The following is a 15,029-nucleotide window of genomic DNA, read 5'->3' as shown; positions in this document are numbered from 1 at the left end:
AACGATGTCTCGGACCGTGCTGGCGATCGGTGGCCACATCGGTGACATGGACCTGACCGCCGGTCCGCTGCTCGCCACCTACGCGCTGAACGGGGACAGCACCGCCATCGTGGCGCTCACCCCGGGCGAGCGCGGGCACCCGCGGATCGGGCCGGACGAGTACAAGAAGCAGAAGATCGCCGAGGGTTCCGCGTTCGCGCAACACATCGGCGCCGAGTTCCACGTCTTCGACGACCAGAGCGACGGCTTCCTCGCGCCGACCGAGGAACTCGCCGGCCGGGTCGCCGACCTGATCCGTCAGATCAAGCCGGACGTGCTGATCGCGCACTGGCCCAAGAGCATCCACACCGACCACACGCACGCGTCGACCCTCGCCGAGCGCGGCCGGTTCCTCGCCGGGCTGCCGATGGAGCATCCGCTGCCCCGGCACGGCGTCTCCCGCTTCCTGTACGCGGAGAACTGGGAGGACGCCGAAGGCTTCACCCCGTCGGTGTACGTGCCGATCCCCGAGGAGGCGTTCACCCGCTGGCGCGAGGCGATCGGCGGCCAGGCGTTCGCCCGCGGCGAGACGTACGGGTTCCGCTACATCGACTACTACACCGCGATGATGACCGCCCGCGGCTGCCTGTGCGGCCACCAGCGCGCGGTCGCCCTGGCCACCGGCTCCGGTGGCCACCAGGTACTCGACCTGCCCTGACGATCGCACCGCAACCCCCCGCACGTCGGGCCGCGCCTCCCCCGGGCGCGGCCCGACGCGTCGTGTCGCCACTGGATCGTCACCTGTGCTGTTGGCGAGGTTCTGCATACGACGAGTGAACCGCGCATGCCGGGCTGAGCGACGGTGACGGGAGTCGCGGTCAGATCTCCTTGCGGTAGAGCCAGAAGACGCGGTCGATGCGGGCGGCGACAGTGCGCGCGTAGAACGGGATCGGTCCCACCCAGCCGATCTGCGCCGACTCCAGCCCGGCGTCGCGCTGGGCGGCGAGGCAGCGACGCAGCAGTACCTTGCCGAGGCCGAGGTTGCGGGCGTCCGGATCGGTGCCCATCGGGCCGAACCAGCTCGGCCGGTTCGCGCCGTGGCCGGCGAAGGCGAGCACCGCGCCGTCCCGCCAGGCGACGTGGCAGCCGGCGCCGGGCGCCAGCACCGACTGCTCGATCTCCCAGGCCCAGGTCGCGTTGAACACCCGCTCGGCCCAGGCGCGCAGCGCCGGCAGCTCGTCCTGTGTCGCCTTCCGGATCGAGACACCTTGCGCGGCAAGGCGTGCCTCATCATCCACTGTGGACAAATCGGCGGTGGTCAGGTCGGCGATCATGTTCTGCGCGGTGCGGAACCGCTCGTACCCGGCCGCCTCGACCAGGCAGATCGCCGGCGTGTAGCGCACGTCGATGCCCGGCCAGGCATAGCACGGCGGATTGCCCATGAACCGCAGCTCGCGCGCGCCGAACCCGGCCGCGGCCTGCTCGGCGGCGCGCAGCAGCGCCGTACCGATGCCGCGCCGGCGCGACCCGGGATCGACCGCCAACAGGTCCACGTGCGCGACGGCGGAATCCTTGTCGTTGCGCGACACCAGCACCACGCCGGCGTCGCCGGCGCGCAGCCACACGCCGTGCCGGCCGGCCGGCGGGGTCGCCAACCGGGTCAGGATCTCGGCCGCCTCGGCGCCGTCGTGGGTCAGGGCCCGGGCCGCGAGCGGGGCGAACCCGGCCGGGTCGGGCTCGACGGCGGTGACCGCCGGTACCGGATCTGCCATGGCTGCTCCATCCACTCCGCGGTGCGGTTGCGCGGCCGGTCCGAGCGGTCGGCCGCGCGCCGATCCTACTGAGGGCAACCGCTGCCGGCGATCGCCGGCCCGGCGCCGTCCCGAAGTCCGCGACGCGCCGTCGCGCTTCGGACCGGCACCGTTCCGGGATCCGCGACGCCACCGGCCCGGCTCCGGTCGGAATCCCCAGCGCATGTCGCGATCGGCCCGGCGCGGTCTCGAAGTCCGCGACATCACCGGCGCGATGTTGCGATCGGCCCGGCGCCGTGCCGAAGCCCGTGACATCACCGGCGCCGGTACGCCGCGTGGTCGAGGCATCGGTCTCCGCGCCGGCGGGATCGCCGTACCTTTCGGTGAATACGTACGCTGTGCACCAACAGCCCCGAGACCGGACCGACGGGAGGATCGTGGCAGACGCACCGTTGCCCGGTCGGTCGATCGCGAACCGGTACCGCCTGATCGAGGAGCTGGGTGGCGGCGGGTTCGGCCGGGTCTGGCGGGCCCGGGACGAGTCCCTCGACGCCGACGTGGCGCTCAAGCAGGTGTGGCTGCCGCCGGCCGCGTCCGCCGCGGAGCGGGCGCAACGGCTGTCCCGGGCGCAGCGCGAACGGTGACGCTCCCCGCCGCACCGGGCGCTGATCGGCCGGCACCGGCGACGTCTGCTGCCGCGGGCGCCGATCGGCCGGCGACCAGGCCGCTGCCGGCCCCGCCGGGCCAGCCGCACCGGGTACCGGTGGGTGGGCGCATCTCGACGCTGCGCGGGGCGGCGTCGCTCGCAGGGAAGATCGTCGCGGTGCTGGTCGTGGCGGGCCTGCTCGGCTGGCACTTCTACCTGACCAACGCGCGCGATGCGAAGGTCGGTGAGTGCGTCTGGGTGGATCGGGGCAGTTCGGCCGACGCGCCTGATCGCTGGTACCGGCAGCCCTGCTCGTTCGGGGTGCCGTGGTCGACGAACTACGTGGTCCTGAAGCGGGTGAACCCGGTGCGGCTGGAGCACTGCCCGGCGATGTACCACGTGCACGACGTGGTGCCGATCACCTGGGCCGGGATCGAGGACGAGGCTGCGGTGACGCTCTGCCTGGGTGAGCGCGACTGAGCGCGGCGGGCGCCGGTGTGGTGCGGTACCGGCGTCGGGGCGGTGCCGGCCGGGTACCAAGATGGTCCGGGTGCGGCCCGCGCTACACGACCCTGGGGAGGCGGCATGTCCGAACCGCTGGTGCTGGGCGCCGACGTCGGCGGTACCAGCGCCAAGGCGGCGCTGATCGACGCCTCCGGCCGGGTGCTCGGCCGGGGCCGGGCCGCCGGCGGCAACGTCAACTCGTCCGACGGTGACCCGGCGGGCAACATCGGGGCCGCGCTGCGCGAGGCGCTCGGCGACCACGACCCGGCGCGGGTGGCCGCCGGGATGATCGGCATGGCCGGCTCGGCCGCGGTACCCCAGAAGGCGCGCCGGGTCGCCGACACCGCGTGGCAGCTGGCCGGCCTGACCGGCAGCCCGCGCATCGGCACCGACCTGGACATCGCGTACGCGGCCGGCGCCACCGGCGGCGACGGGGTGCTGCTGCTCGCCGGTACCGGTGCGGTGTCGGCGGCGTTCACCGGCTACCGGCTGACGAAGCGCTGCGACGGGCTGGGCTGGCTGCTCGGCGACGAGGGTTCCGCGGTGTGGCTGGGCATCGAGGGGTTGCGCGCGGCGGTCGCGGCGCTCGACGGCCGGGGCCCGGAGACCGCGCTGGCCGCGGCGATGGTGGCGCGCCTGGCGCCGGCCTCGCCGACCGGCGACCCGCGACAGGACCTCGTCGCGGCGGCCTTCCGGGTACCGCCGGCCCGGCTCGGCGAGCTGGCACCCACCGTGGTGGCCGCCGCGGTGGAGGGCGATCCGGTGGCGGAGCGGATCGTCACCGCCGGCTGTACCGCGCTGGTGCGCACCGCCTCGGTGGTCGCCGACCGGCCGCGCTGCCTGGTCCTGGCCGGGTCGCTGCTGACCACGCCGGGCCTGGTCGCGCAGCGGGTCCGCACCGACGTGACGGTACGGTTCGGGGTCGAGCCGGTGGTCGCGCCGGACCCGGTGGCCGGCGCGCTGCTCGCCGCCCTCCGCGCCGCCGACTTCCCGATACCGCCGGACCTCCCGGCGCGGCTGCGCGCGGCTCTCGACACCACCGCCGTCCGGCAAAGTTGATCGTGGCGGTTCGGGAAGCGATGTCACGGCACACTGCACCATGATCAACGCAGGATGGGAGCAAGCACGGTGACGGAGACGAGCGACCGGGTGCTCACGGCGGCGCCGGTACTGGACGGGCACAACGACCTGCTGTGGACGCTGCGGGGGCGGTGCGGGTACGACTTCGCGCACACCGATCTCGCGGTCGACCAGAGCGACGCCGGGCTGCACACCGACCTGCCGCGGCTGCGCAAGGGCGGTGTCGGCGGCCAGTTCTGGTCGGTCTGGGTCCCGTGCAGCGAGCCGCATCCGGTGACCACGACGCTGGAGCAGATCGACGCCGCGTACGCGATGGTTCGGCGCTATCCGGCGGATCTCGCCTTCGCCACCACCGCCGACGAGGTCGAGCGGGCGATGGCGGCCGGCCAGGTCGCGTCGCTGCTCGGCGCCGAGGGCGGGCACCAGATCGGCAACTCGCTCGGCACCCTGCGGATGCTCCACCGGCTCGGCGTGCGCTACCTGACGCTGACGCACAACGACAACACCGACTGGGCCGACTCCGCCACCGACGAACCGGTACACGGCGGGCTCACCGACTTCGGCCGCGACGTGGTCCGCGAGATGAACCGGCTCGGCATGCTGGTCGACCTGTCGCACGTGTCGGCGCAGACCATGCACGCCGCGCTCGACGTCTCCACCACACCGGCGTTCTTCTCGCACTCCAGCGCCCGCGCGCTCTGCTCACACCCGCGCAACGTGCCGGACGACGTCCTGGCCCGGGTCGGCGCCACCGACGGCGTGGTGATGGTGACGTTCGTACCGGGGTTCCTGACGGAGGAGTGCCACGCCTGGATGGACGCGATGACCGCGGAGGAGGCCCGGCTCGGCGCCACCGACCCCGGTGTCGGCGCGGCCGACCGGGCGGACATCAAGCCGTGGCTGGACGCGAACCCGCGCCCGCCCTGCACCGTCGCCGACGTCGCCGACCACGTCGAGCACGTCCGCGAGGTCGCCGGGGTACGGGCGGTCGGGCTGGGCGGCGACTTCGACGGCATCGTGGCCACCCCGGACGGGCTGCCGGACGTGTCCGGCTACCCGGCACTGCTCGCCGAGCTCGCCGACCGCGGCTGGTCCGAGTCCGAGCTTGCCGGCCTGACCAGCCGAAACGCCCTCCGCGTGGTCCGCGAGGCGCTCACCGCCGCCGAGCCGCGTTGATCACGGCGGAGCGTGTCGCGGCACGCGCGTAGACCCTCGATCGACCAGGCACCGTGGGCAACGGGAGCGTGGCCGGGGCTGGTATGAGGATCGGCACGCGTGTCCGGGGGCCGCGGAGTGGCCGGCATGAGTGATGCTGCAAGCATGGCGGAACGTCGTGACCCCGGTGTGTTCACCCGGATGCGGGCCGCGTTGCAGGGCGAACGGAACGCGGCCACCCTGGCGGCGCTGCGCGATGCCGGCACCGCGGTGTACGAGGAGCTGACCCACGTCGACGCCGACCCGGACGGCGCGACTGGCTGGCGCGGCACCTCGGGCAGCTGCTCGCACGCGCTCGCCACCTGGAACGCGTACGCGTTGCAGACGCTCGGCGAGACCCTGCTGGACGCCGACGACATCGACTCCGGGTTCGTCCCGCCGGCCACGTTCGACCTCGCGTGGCGCTGGCTCGGCCAGGTCCAGCCCTGGCTGAGCCGCGCCCGCCAGGCCAGGTCGAGCAGCAGCTACGACATCCGGGAGGAGCTGGCGCTGCCGGCCGAGCAGACGTCCTGGCCGGCCGAGCCGGTGACCCCGCCGCACCTGCGCGGCCTGCTGGATGCCGAGGTGCGGCTGCGCGAGCGCGCCGAGTACTCGGTGTTCGCGCTGGACAAGCAGAAGCGCCCGCCGTACGCGGACGCCGACATGGAACGGTTGCACCAGTTCGCCGCGATCGCCGGGGCGGCCGCCGACTACGCCCGCGCGCTGACCGGCGCGGTACGGGAGCCGACCACCGACCGGATCGCGGTGGTCAACCTGCGCCAGGCGCTGTCCGGCTGGTACCAGATCGGGCAGCTCACCGCCTTCCCGAAGCTGCTGCGCGACCTGCGGCTGCCGCGCGAGCACGCCCGGTTCGACCTGTCCCGGCTGCCCGGCGGCGACCGGTTCGACCCCTGGTGCCTGACCGACGAGGCGACGCTGTCGACCTGGCAGGCCGATCCGGCCGCGGTGCACGCGCTCACCGCCATGTGGCAGGCCGACCCGGACCCGGCGGCGACCCTGCAGGTACGGGCGGAGATCGACCAGGCGCTCGCGGACGGCGCGATCGTCCGGGTCTTCCTGCCCGGCAAGGTGACCTGCTTCCACCGCTGCCCGTGGTCGTCGATCTATGAGGTACGCCGCGCGGTCACCATCGCCGGCCGCCGGTTCGGCATGCTGCAGCAGTTCGCGCTGGACGTCTCCGCCGACGAGATGTACTGGGGCCGCCCGTTCGTCCGCCGCCTGGTGCTCGGCCCGTTCCAGATCAACTCCCCGGCCCCGCGCTGAGGCTCCCCGCACGATCGGGCGAGTGCCGGTCGCCGGCGATCGGTCTCGCCGGCCTCGATCGTGCGCGGCGGTCCCGGGGCCGTCGACGGGCGCTGGCTGTCAGCAGGGCCAGGGCTGGGCGTCAGCAGGCGCAGGCGATGCCGGCCGGGGCGGTGAGCGGATCGGCCGGCCGGACCACCTCGCCGGACGCGGTGGCGACCGGGAACCCCTCGCGGGTCCAGTACTCGATGCCACCGAGCATCTCGCGCACCGCGTAGCCGAGCCGGGCGAACTCGGCCGCCGCCCGGGTGGCGCCGTTGCAGCCCGGCCCCCAGCAGTACGTGACGACGCTGCTGCCGGCCGGAACCACCGCGGCGCCGCGCGCCGCGATCTCGCCGGTCGGCAGGTGTACGGCGCCCGGAATGTGGCCCTGCGCCCACGAGTCGTCGCTGCGGCTGTCGATCAGGACGAATCGATCGGTACCGCGCTCCAGCGCGTCCCGTACGTCGCTGACGTCGGTCTGGAACGTCAGCCGGGCGGTGAAGAAGTCGAGTGCGTTCACCCCCGAAACGCTAGGCGCGGCGGGCGGCAGGCGGAACAGGCGATCCACGGGAGATCGCTTGCTTCGCCGGGATCCCCGCGGTATTCATGGCTGATGTCGATGCATTCCCCGGCGCAACCGCCGATCGTGCTGGACGATCCCGACCGGCGCATCCTGGCCGAGCTGCAACGCGACGGCCGCGCCAGCTACGCCGAGCTTGGCCGCGCGGTCGTCATGTCGGCCAGCGCGGTGACCGAACGGGTCCGCCGGCTGGAGGCCGCCGGGGTGATCACCGGCTACACCGCGGTGGTCGATCCGGAACGGCTCGGGCTCACCGTCCGGGCCCTGGTCCGGCTGCGCTACCCGCACGGCAACTACCGGCCGTTCCACGCGCTGCTGGAGAGCACTCCGGAGATCGTCGAGGCGCACCACGTCACCGGCGAGGACTGCTTCGTGCTGACGGTCTCGGCCACCTCGATGCGGCACCTGGAGGAGGTCACCGGCCGCATCGCCGGCCTCGGCCCGGTCACCACCGCCGTCGTCTACTCCACCCCGCTACCCCGCCGCCCCGTCACCCCACCCGACCCCACAGACCGGTAACTACAGGTCGAGATCGTCGGCCGTTCAGCCGTGAGCAGCACGCGACCTCGTCCTTGTCATGGATTTCCACGTCGCCGGTGACCGTCTCCACACGACCCGGGTCGGGTCGTCCGGCTCGGCGAACCGGTACATCGAGAAGGACGAGTGCGGCACGAAGAAGTTCGACACCGGATGGTCCAGGAGCAACGCTCGCACCGACACGTTCGGCATCTCCATCAGCTTCAACAGATGTTCGAGTTGCCTGCGCAGCACCAGAGCCGGAGCTGTCGCCCGACGCAATGCGCCTTCCTCGACGACCGCCTCGTAGCGGGTGGGGCGAACCGCTGGTCCCGGCGCCGAACTGACCTGCGTGCGAGCGCCCTGTCCACCCTCCGCGCGTCGCCTCGCCCGGACCGGCGGGCATCGTGACCCGGATCACCGATCTTCACGGCGTCGCTGCCCGACCTCGTCTCGTGGGTGTCCGCACGAGACGAGGAGAACGCAATGACGCACAGGATCGTGGTTCTCGGCGCCGGGTACGCGGGGCTCGCGGCGACGGTGGTGCTCGCGGCGCGGTCGAGGCGGCGCGCCGACGTGTCGGTCACGCTGGTCAACGCGACCGACCGGTTCACCGAGCGGCTCCGGCTGCACCAGGTCGCCGCCGGCGAGCAACTCGCCGACCTGCGGCTGCCCGAACTGCTGGCCGGCACCGGCGTGGCCCTGGAGTACGGCTGGGTCACCGGGCTGGATCCGGCCGCCCGGACGGTGCGGCTCGACGACGAGCGCGAACTCGGCTACGACACCCTGGTGTACGCGCTGGGCGGGGTCGCCGACACGACCGGCGTGCCCGGCGCCGACGAGCACGCGTACGCACTGGGCGGGCGGCACGAGGCCGAACTGCTCGCGCACCGGCTGGGTCACGGTGGCAGCGTGGCGGTCTGCGGCAGCGGGCTGACCGGGATCGAGGCGGCGGCGGAGCTCGCCGAGCAGCACCCGGGTACGACGGTGACGCTGCTCGGCCGCACCGAACCGGGCGAGGCCCTCGGCGCACGAGCCCGCGGGTACCTGCAGGGCGCGTTGCGGCGGCTCGGCGTCGGGGTGCGTACCGGGGTGGAGATCGTGAAGGTGCTGCCGGACGCGGTCGCGCTCGCGGGCGGGGAGACCGTGCCGGCCGACGTCGTGCTGTGGACCAGCGGGGTACGCGGCGCGCCGCTCGCCGCGGTCGCCGGGCTGGCGGTCGATGCGGCCGGGCGGATCGTCACCGACACGGCGCTGCGCTCGATATCGCACCCGGACGTCTACGCGATCGGTGACGCGGCGGCGATCGAGCAGGGGTACGGGATGCTGCACGGCAGCTGCCAGAGCGGGATGCCGACCGGCGTGCACGCGGCCCGGTCGATCCTCGCCACGCTGACCGGCGCCACACCGCCCCGCTTCCGGTTCGGCTACTACCACACGACGATCAGCCTGGGGCGCGGCGACGCGGTCGTCCAGTTCACCCGGCCGGACGGTGCGCCGCGGCGGTTGAGCCTCACCGGCCGGGCGGCGGTTCGGTACAAAGAGACGGTGAGCGCAGCGCCGTGGCCGACCTACCGGCGGATGATCCGGCTGCCCGGCACCGGATCGATCTGGCCCCGCGGCGGCCGGTACACCCGATGACCGCGGTCGAGGCATCGGGCGGTGCCGACCCGCGGATCGGCACCGCCCGAGCGGCCGGCCGCCGATCGAACGGGGCGCCCGATGAACGGTGACGCGGGGGTGTTCGAGGCGCACCGGCGGCTGCTGTTCTCGGTGGCGTACCGGATCCTCGGCAGCGCCGCCGACGCCGAGGACGCGGTGCAGGACAGCTGGCTGAAGTGGTCCGCCGCGGACCGGTCGGCGGTGGCCGACCCGAAGGCGTACCTGGTGCGCATCGTCACCAACCTCGCGCTGGACCGGCTGCGGTCCGCGCAGCACCGGCGGGAGAGCTACGTCGGACCGTGGCTGCCGGAGCCGGTGCTGACCAGTACCGACGAGGCCGTCGACCCGGAGTCGGTGTCGCTGGCGCTGCTGGTCGTGCTGGAGACGCTCAGCCCGCTGGAGCGCGCGGTGTTCGTGCTGCGCGAGGCGTTCGGCTTCGGCTACGGCGAGATCGCCGACGCGGTACAGCGGTCCGAGGCCACGGTGCGGCAGGCGGCGCTGCGGGCGCGCCGGAACGTACGGGAGCGCCGGCCGCGGTTCCATCCGGACCGGGCCAGCCGGCAGGCGGTCACCGAACGGTTCGTGGCCGCGGCGACCGGCGGCGACCTCGGTACGCTGCTGCAGCTGCTGGCGCCGGACGTGACGGTGTGGACCGACGGCGGCGGCCGGGTGCCGCAGCTGATCCGCCCGCTGACCGGCGCGGACCGGGTGGCGGCGATGTTCGCCGCCCTCGGCGGTCGCACCTACCAGGGCATTGCGGTCGCCGACATGGCGCTGGAGCTGGTGGAGGTGAACGGCGGCCCGGGCATCGTGTTCCGCGGCGGCGGTCGGGTGATCGGCGCGTTCACCCTGGATCTCGACGAGCGGGGCCTGGTCGCCGCGATCCACAACGTCGCCAACCCCGACAAGCTGGCCGCCCTCGCCGCCGGCACCGTCTACCGCCTGGACCCGCCGGCCGGGTGACCCGGTGTTCAGCCGACGTGCCTCGGCGACCCGGTGTTCGGCCGACGTGCCTCGGTGACCCGGTGTCGGCTGGCGTGCCTCGGTGACTCGGTGGTCGGCTGGCGTGCCGCGGTGACCTGGTGTCCGGGTGAGCTGCCGCCGAGTGAGCCGGACCCTGGCCGCGGGCGGGTCTCGCTGCCTGCGGTGTGAGATCGGACCGGTGCCGGTCCTGGTGGCTGGCCTGGATGGATACGGTGGTCCCGTGCGACGTGATCCCGCGGTTTCCCGGTACCAGGCGAGTCGGCTGTCGGTCGACCGACGCACCACCGACCTCGCGCGGATGCGCGACGAGACGTTCGATGTGCTGATCATCGGTGGCGGGGTGACCGGTGCCGGCGCCGCGCTGGACGCGGCGAGCCGCGGGCTGTCGGTCGCGCTGGTCGAGGCCCGCGACTACGCTTCCGGCACGTCCAGCCGGTCCAGCAAGCTGATCCACGGCGGCCTGCGCTACCTGGAACAGCTGGAGTTTCCGCTGGTCCACGAGGCGCTGCGGGAGCGCGGCCTGCTGCTGACCCGGCTCGCGCCGCACCTGGTGCGCCCGGTGCCGTTCCTCGTCCCGCTGACCAAGTGGTACGAGCGGCCCTACTACGGCGCCGGCGTCGCGCTGTACGACGCGATGTCCGCCGCCAGCGGGTACGGGCGGGGCCTGCCCTGGCACCGCCACCTGTCCCGGCGCGGCGCGCACCGGCTGTTCCCCGGCCTCGCCGAGGACACCCTGCGCGGCGCCATCCGGTACTTCGACGGCCAGGTCGACGACGCCCGGTACGTGCTGACCCTGGCCCGCTCGGCGGCGAGCTACGGCGCGGCGATCGCCACCTCGACCCGGGTGGTCGGCATCATCCGCGACGCCCGTGAGGTCACCGGCGTGCGGGTGCGGGACATGGAGTCGCGCGCGGAGTTCGACGTGCGGGCCCGTACCGTCATCGCGGCTACCGGCGTGTGGTCCGACGACATCTCCGAGATGATCCACGGCTCTACCGACCCGATCGCCTCCGGCAATACGCCCGGCCTGAGAGTCCGGGCAAGCAAGGGTATCCACCTGCTGGTGCCGCGCAGCGTGATCTCCGGTGACGTCGGGCTGATCCTGCGGACCGAGAAGTCGGTGCTGTTCGTCATCCCGTGGGGCGGTCACTGGATCATCGGCACCACCGACACCGACTGGAACCTCGACCGGGCCCACCCGGCGGCGTCCTCGGTGGACATCGACTACCTGCTGGAGCACGTCAACCGGGTGCTGGAGCGGCCGATCCACCACTCCGACATCGAGGGCGTGTACGCCGGGCTGCGGCCGCTGCTCGCCGGCGAGTCGGAGATGAGTTCCAAGCTCTCCCGGGAACACGCGGTGGTCGAGCCGATGCTCGGGCTGATGCTGGTCGCCGGCGGCAAGTACACGACGTACCGGGTGATGGCGCGGGACGTGATCGACGTGGCCGCGCGCCGGCTCCCGGGCACCCCGCCGTCGCGCACCGACCAGGCACCGCTGGCCGGCGCGGACGGGTTCCACGCCGCCTGGGCGCACCGCGCCGCGATCGCCGCCCGGCACGGCGTCACCGTCGGTGTGGTCGAGCACCTGCTGGAGCGGTACGGCGCGCTCGCGCTGGAGATCCTCGCGCTGGTCGACGGCGATCCGGAGTTGGGCCGGCCGCTGCCGGGCGCACCGGAGTACCTGGCCGCGGAGATCCACTACGCGGCGCTGGCCGAGGGTGCGCTGCACCTCGACGACGTGCTGACCCGGCGCACCCGGATCTCCATCGAAACCCCGCACCGCGGTACCGAGACGGCGCCGGCGGCGGCCGCGCTGATGGGCGCGGTGCTGGGGTGGGACGACGTGACGCGGGAGCGGGAGATCGAGCACTACCTGACCCGGGTGGCCGCCGAGCGCGAGTCGCAGCGCAAGCCGGACGACCGGACCGCCGACGCGGCCCGCCTCGGCGCCCCCGACGTCCGGGGCTACGGTGCCGACCCGGCAATCACCGCCCCACTCTTCTGACCCCACCCCCGCCGCCCGCCCGCCCGCCCGCTGAAGTCGATCAAGGGATTCGGTCGCATCGTTCTCGCTCGATGCGCCCGGATCCCTTGATCAACGGCGGAGGAAGGGACGGGGATCACGTGCCCCGGTGGGCGACGGCGCCGGGGTTGGCTGCGACGATGTATACGGAGCGTGCCAACCGATCCGGGAAGGACGGTTGGGAACGCATGGTCGATGCAGTGGCCGAAATGCGCCACGTACCGGCACAAAAGGCTCTGATCCCTGTCCAGTATCTGGACACTTGTCCGCCTTGATCTATTTGTGATGTTCTCGTGACATCGGGGCGGCAACTGGGTACGTAGCGTGTTGGCCATGGCGGCAGCATTACCCAATGCCGCGCACTCGGCCGGCGGCAGACGCCCGGGTACGCCGCTCATCGCACTCGCCGCCGGTGGCGTGTTCGGCGTCGCGCAGACCTTCGTCGCGCAGCGCTGCGGCCTGCTGCGCTTCGACGCCACGAACGGCGAGTGGTCCAGCATCGAGCTCGGCACCCTCGTCTGGCTGTCCGCGGCCAGCGTGGTGCTCGGCCTGCTCACCGCGCGCCGGATCACCCACGCCCGCCGCGACTCGGACGCGTTCGTGCTCGGCGCCGCCGTCCTCGGCAGCCTGCTCGCGGTGCCGCTCGCCACCTCGTCCGCCGCCTGGGCCGCCATCTACGGCGGCGACGTCGCCACCGGCCGGGTCGTGCTGCACGTGTTGCTCGGCGCCGGACTCGGGCTGCTCGCCGGCGCCCTCGCCCAGCGGTACCGGGCCACCGCCGTTGGCCTCGCCGCCGGGATCGCGTTGGCCTGGAGCTTCGCCGTACTGGCCGGGTTGTTGCGGCCGGACCGGCCGCCGATCCTGGACCATCCGGACCTCGGCATCGGCGCGGCCGGTAGCGGCCAGCGGCTCGGCGGGCTGGTCGTCGCGCTGCTCTACGGCGCCGCGCTCGGCATCGTCTGGTCGACCCGGTCGATCCGCACCCGGGTCGCCGCCGCCACCGCCGGCCCCGCGCTGGCCGCCGCCGCGTACCTGCTGGTGGTGCCGTTCGACGGGGAGTTCTGGCCCTGGTCGCCGATCCCGACCGCGCTCGCCGCGATCCCGCTCGCGGCGGCCGGCGCGGCGCTCGCCGGTCGCCTCACCGACCGGTTCCAGCGCCGCCACGACTGACCGCTCGCTGCACGGGCGGGCCGCCACGCCCGCCAGGTCGTACCCTGCTACCCCGGACCGGTCTTCGGCGGGGAGGGACATGGACGCGGAGGCGGAACCCGGCGGTACGGTGCCGCGCCGGATCCTGGTGGTCGGCTGCGCCGGCTCGGGCAAGTCGACGCTGGCCCGAGCGCTCGGCGCCCGGTACGAGCTGCCGGTGATCCACCTGGACAGCCACTTCTGGACGCCCGGCTGGGTGGCGCTGGACCGCGAGCCCTGGCGCGCGGTCTGCCGGGAACTGGCCGCCGGCGACGCGTGGGTGATGGACGGCAACTACGGCAGCTCGCTGGACATCCGGCTGCCGCGCGCGGACCTGATCGTGTTCCCCGATCTGCCGCCGGCGCTGTGCCTGGCGAGGGCGCTGCGCCGGCGCTGGCGCTTCCGGGCCACCGGCCGACCGGACCGCGCCCCGGGCTGCCCGGAGCGGATCGAGTGGCAGTTCCTCCGCTACATCGGGGGCTACCGGCGCCGGCACCGCGGCCGGCTGCTCGCCGCGATCGCCCGGTACGCACCGGACACCCCGCTGGTACGGCTGCGCACCCGCCGCCAGGTGCGCGAGTTCGGTCGGCTCGTCAGCCCAGTGGCTTGACGAGTTCCACGAACGTCAGGTCGTCGCGCTTCGGCGTACCGAACCGCTCGTCGCCGTACGGGAAGGGCTGCGTCTCGCCGGTCGTGGCGTAGCCGCGGCGCTGGTAGAACGCGATCAGGTCGGTGCGGGCGGACAGCACCGTCATCCGCATCCGGGTGCAACCGTGCTCGGTCACCCGCCGCTCCGCCTCCGCGAGGACCGCCTTGCCGATGCCGCCGCCCTGCCGGGCCGGCCGCACCGCGAACATCCCGAAGTACCCGCTGTCGTCGTGCCATTCCAGCTGGCAGCAGGCGATCGGCCGGGCCGGGTCGTCCGGATCGGCGTAGTAGAGCACGCCGCCGGACGGGTGCTCGATCATCGAGCGCACCATCTCGTCGGTGGCCCGCAGCCCGTCCAGCAGGTGCGCCTCGGTCGTCCAGCCGCCGGCCGACTCCGGCCCGGCCCGGTACGCGGCATGGACCAGCGACAACAGCGCCGGTATGTCGTTCGCGTCGGCCCACCGCGCGGCAGGGGTCTGCGCCATCTCGTCCTCCCGGTCGTCTCCGCGGGTGCACCGTACCCGGCGGGCGACGTACGGTCGGCGGGGACGCCACGCGGTCCCACGGCCCACTGAACGGGGCCGGGGCCTGCTGGCGACCGTCCACCGCCCCTTCCGTGAGGACCTCCGCGTGACCATCTACACCGATCTGCCCCGCTGGCCGGGTCGTGGGCGGCTCTGGTCGCACCTGGTGAGCGACGCCTCGGCGGCCGAGCTGCACGCCTTCGCCGAGGCGTGCGGGGTGCCGCGGCGGGCGTTCGAGCGTGACCACTACGACCTGAGCGTGCCGGCGCACCGGCTGGCGGTGGCGCTCGGCGCTCAGGTGGTGACGTCCCGCGAGCTGGTCCGGCTGCTGACCGCGGCCGGTCTGCGCCGGCCGAAGCACCGCGGCCCGCTCCGCGTCGCCGCCGCACCGGCGCCGCCGGTCGGACCGGTCTGCCCACCTTCCGAGAAATCCTGAATCGTG

Annotated in this window: 16 protein-coding genes and 1 pseudogene; 13 read left to right on the top strand and 4 right to left on the bottom strand. The window is 73.8% G+C overall.

Going from position 1 to position 15,029, the window contains the following annotated elements; genetic code table 11:
* Window positions 1–4 precede the first annotated feature (4 nt).
* Window positions 5–697: a PIG-L deacetylase family protein gene (locus tag Asera_RS02110; RefSeq protein WP_030448844.1), complete on the top strand. Its 693-nt coding sequence runs from the start codon at window positions 5–7 to the stop codon at window positions 695–697.
* Between the two features lie 160 nt (window positions 698–857).
* Here the strand turns inward: Asera_RS02110 and Asera_RS02105 are convergent, their stop codons facing one another.
* Window positions 858–1,751: a GNAT family N-acetyltransferase gene (locus Asera_RS02105; RefSeq protein WP_030448843.1), complete on the bottom strand. Its 894-nt coding sequence runs from the start codon at window positions 1,749–1,751 to the stop codon at window positions 858–860.
* Between the two features lie 416 nt (window positions 1,752–2,167).
* On the opposite strand from Asera_RS02105, the gene Asera_RS02100 reads away from it, so the two are divergent.
* The 5 genes from Asera_RS02100 to Asera_RS02080 all read left to right on the top strand — a co-directional run bounded on the left by Asera_RS02100 (window position 2,168) and on the right by Asera_RS02080 (window position 6,438).
* Window positions 2,168–2,374 (top strand): hypothetical protein, encoded by a 207-nt coding sequence (locus Asera_RS02100; RefSeq protein WP_030448842.1) that lies wholly within the window; start codon window positions 2,168–2,170, stop codon window positions 2,372–2,374.
* A 119-nt stretch (window positions 2,375–2,493) separates the two neighbouring features.
* Window positions 2,494–2,856 (top strand): hypothetical protein, encoded by a 363-nt coding sequence (locus Asera_RS02095; RefSeq protein WP_157035105.1) that lies wholly within the window; start codon window positions 2,494–2,496, stop codon window positions 2,854–2,856.
* Between the two features lie 105 nt (window positions 2,857–2,961).
* Window positions 2,962–3,939, top strand: a complete 978-nt coding sequence (locus Asera_RS02090; RefSeq protein ID WP_030448840.1) for an N-acetylglucosamine kinase — start codon at window positions 2,962–2,964, stop codon at window positions 3,937–3,939.
* Between the two features lie 69 nt (window positions 3,940–4,008).
* A complete protein-coding gene (locus tag Asera_RS02085) occupies window positions 4,009–5,136 on the top strand; it encodes a dipeptidase (RefSeq protein ID WP_244843699.1) in 1,128 nt (375 codons plus the stop codon).
* A gap of 144 nt (window positions 5,137–5,280) precedes the next feature.
* Entirely contained in the window at window positions 5,281–6,438 is a 1,158-nt protein-coding gene (locus Asera_RS02080; RefSeq protein ID WP_157035104.1) for a hypothetical protein, read from the top strand.
* Between the two features lie 121 nt (window positions 6,439–6,559).
* Here the strand turns inward: Asera_RS02080 and Asera_RS02075 are convergent, their stop codons facing one another.
* Window positions 6,560–6,979 carry a rhodanese-like domain-containing protein gene (locus tag Asera_RS02075; protein WP_244843697.1) on the bottom strand — a complete coding sequence of 140 codons (420 nt, stop codon included), beginning with the start codon at window positions 6,977–6,979 and terminating at the stop codon, window positions 6,560–6,562.
* Between the two features lie 93 nt (window positions 6,980–7,072).
* Here Asera_RS02075 and Asera_RS02070 point away from each other — a divergent pair, with 93 nt between their 5' ends.
* The gene (locus Asera_RS02070) at window positions 7,073–7,558 is read left to right on the top strand and encodes an Lrp/AsnC family transcriptional regulator (protein WP_030448836.1); all 486 of its coding nucleotides are present in this window, start codon (window positions 7,073–7,075) and stop codon (window positions 7,556–7,558) included.
* A 24-nt stretch (window positions 7,559–7,582) separates the two neighbouring features.
* Here Asera_RS02070 and Asera_RS33840 read toward each other — a convergent pair.
* Window positions 7,583–7,864, bottom strand: a pseudogene (locus Asera_RS33840) (Scr1 family TA system antitoxin-like transcriptional regulator); the annotation flags it as partial.
* A 177-nt stretch (window positions 7,865–8,041) separates the two neighbouring features.
* On the opposite strand from Asera_RS33840, the gene Asera_RS02065 reads away from it, so the two are divergent.
* The 5 genes from Asera_RS02065 to Asera_RS02045 all read left to right on the top strand — a co-directional run bounded on the left by Asera_RS02065 (window position 8,042) and on the right by Asera_RS02045 (window position 14,025).
* Window positions 8,042–9,196 (top strand): NAD(P)/FAD-dependent oxidoreductase, encoded by a 1,155-nt coding sequence (locus Asera_RS02065; protein WP_030448834.1) that lies wholly within the window; start codon window positions 8,042–8,044, stop codon window positions 9,194–9,196.
* A gap of 81 nt (window positions 9,197–9,277) precedes the next feature.
* Complete coding sequence (locus tag Asera_RS02060) at window positions 9,278–10,180, top strand: RNA polymerase sigma-70 factor (protein WP_030448833.1); 903 nt, start codon at window positions 9,278–9,280, stop codon at window positions 10,178–10,180.
* 319 nt (window positions 10,181–10,499) lie between these two features.
* Complete coding sequence (locus tag Asera_RS02055) at window positions 10,500–12,209, top strand: glycerol-3-phosphate dehydrogenase/oxidase (RefSeq protein WP_084132552.1); 1,710 nt, start codon at window positions 10,500–10,502, stop codon at window positions 12,207–12,209.
* A gap of 351 nt (window positions 12,210–12,560) precedes the next feature.
* Complete coding sequence (locus Asera_RS02050; RefSeq protein WP_157035103.1) at window positions 12,561–13,397, top strand: hypothetical protein; 837 nt, start codon at window positions 12,561–12,563, stop codon at window positions 13,395–13,397.
* 79 nt (window positions 13,398–13,476) lie between these two features.
* Entirely contained in the window at window positions 13,477–14,025 is a 549-nt protein-coding gene (locus Asera_RS02045; protein WP_084132542.1) for a P-loop NTPase family protein, read from the top strand.
* Here the strand turns inward: Asera_RS02045 and Asera_RS02040 are convergent.
* Window positions 14,009–14,548: a GNAT family N-acetyltransferase gene (locus Asera_RS02040; RefSeq protein ID WP_030448829.1), complete on the bottom strand. Its 540-nt coding sequence runs from the start codon at window positions 14,546–14,548 to the stop codon at window positions 14,009–14,011. The genes Asera_RS02045 and Asera_RS02040 overlap by 17 nt on opposite strands.
* Before the next feature lie 145 nt (window positions 14,549–14,693).
* Between Asera_RS02040 and Asera_RS32890 the strand changes: the two genes are divergently transcribed.
* Window positions 14,694–15,023: a DUF4031 domain-containing protein gene (locus tag Asera_RS32890; protein WP_084132540.1), complete on the top strand. Its 330-nt coding sequence runs from the start codon at window positions 14,694–14,696 to the stop codon at window positions 15,021–15,023.
* Window positions 15,024–15,029 lie beyond the last annotated feature (6 nt).

This window comes from Actinocatenispora sera, assembly GCF_018324685.1.
Taxonomy (GTDB): domain Bacteria; phylum Actinomycetota; class Actinomycetes; order Mycobacteriales; family Micromonosporaceae; genus Actinocatenispora; species Actinocatenispora sera.
The sequence above is the reverse complement of the archived record's forward strand: the minus strand, read 5'-3'. Positions and strand labels throughout refer to the sequence as shown.

Excerpts from the sequence above, each read along its gene's own strand:
- Asera_RS02060 (WP_030448833.1), top strand. The coding sequence starts at position 9,278 with ATGAACGGTGACGCGGGGGTGTTCGAGGCGCACCGGCGGCTGCTGTTC.
- Asera_RS02055 (WP_084132552.1), top strand. The coding sequence starts at position 10,500 with ATGCGCGACGAGACGTTCGATGTGCTGATCATCGGTGGCGGGGTGACC.
- Asera_RS02045 (WP_084132542.1), top strand. The coding sequence starts at position 13,477 with ATGGACGCGGAGGCGGAACCCGGCGGTACGGTGCCGCGCCGGATCCTG.
- Asera_RS02070 (WP_030448836.1), top strand. The coding sequence starts at position 7,073 with ATGTCGATGCATTCCCCGGCGCAACCGCCGATCGTGCTGGACGATCCC.
- Asera_RS02065 (WP_030448834.1), top strand. The coding sequence starts at position 8,042 with ATGACGCACAGGATCGTGGTTCTCGGCGCCGGGTACGCGGGGCTCGCG.
- Asera_RS02090 (WP_030448840.1), top strand. The coding sequence starts at position 2,962 with ATGTCCGAACCGCTGGTGCTGGGCGCCGACGTCGGCGGTACCAGCGCC.
- Asera_RS02050 (WP_157035103.1), top strand. The coding sequence starts at position 12,561 with ATGGCGGCAGCATTACCCAATGCCGCGCACTCGGCCGGCGGCAGACGC.
- Asera_RS02040 (WP_030448829.1), bottom strand. The coding sequence starts at position 14,548 with ATGGCGCAGACCCCTGCCGCGCGGTGGGCCGACGCGAACGACATACCG.
- Asera_RS02110 (WP_030448844.1), top strand. The coding sequence starts at position 5 with ATGTCTCGGACCGTGCTGGCGATCGGTGGCCACATCGGTGACATGGAC.
- Asera_RS02105 (WP_030448843.1), bottom strand. The coding sequence starts at position 1,751 with ATGGCAGATCCGGTACCGGCGGTCACCGCCGTCGAGCCCGACCCGGCC.
- Asera_RS02080 (WP_157035104.1), top strand. The coding sequence starts at position 5,281 with ATGGCGGAACGTCGTGACCCCGGTGTGTTCACCCGGATGCGGGCCGCG.